At 29.7% G+C, this 683-nt stretch carries 1 protein-coding gene; it reads left to right on the top strand.

The window, feature by feature from the left end; all coding sequences use genetic code 11:
• Nucleotides 1-31: 31 nt before the first annotated feature.
• Nucleotides 32-683 (top strand): Wzz/FepE/Etk N-terminal domain-containing protein (locus IDG60_RS18960; protein WP_206161058.1); only part of this gene is annotated, 652 nt, incomplete at its 3' end.

The following is a 683-nucleotide window of genomic DNA, read 5'->3' as shown; positions in this document are numbered from 1 at the left end:
GAATACAATGATTGATTATGTGGAGGAAACCATGAAAGAAAAGTTTGATTTAGTAAAACTATTAAATATTCTAAAGAAGAATATTAAATTATTGCTTATTTTACCGGCAATATGTCTTGTAGTAAGTACGGCATTAACCTTCTTTGTTATGCCTGACAAATATACTGCTTCTACTCAAATACTAGTGAACATGAAAAAGTCCTCAAGTGATTTAGCTTTCCAAAATGTTCAAAGTAGTTTGCAGTCTGTTAATACATATACGGAAATTATCAAAAGTCCAAGAATTCTAGATAAAGTATCTAGAGAGTTTGATGGTCAGTATTCAACAGCTGAGTTGAATTCGTTTTTAAAAGTAACCAATCAAACAAACTCTCAGATTATTACTGTATCAGTTACAACTGGGAATAAATCTGAATCTGACAAAATTGTTAATAGAATATCTAAAGTTTTTGCACATGATATGCCTAAAATTATGAGTGTTGATAATGTTACGATACTTTCCTCAGCACATGATAATGCTGTAAAAGTATCTCCAATAGTATCTGTCAACTTAGTGATCAGCATTATTGTTGGTATTGTTTTAGCAATATTGATTATTTTCTTAAAAGAATTATTAGATAAGCGTATTAAGACAGAAGAAGATGTTGAATCGCAACTAGGATTACCTATTTTAGGTTCAATAC

The organism is Staphylococcus sp. EG-SA-2, assembly GCF_017152085.1.
This window is presented reverse-complemented; position numbering and strand designations above follow the sequence as displayed.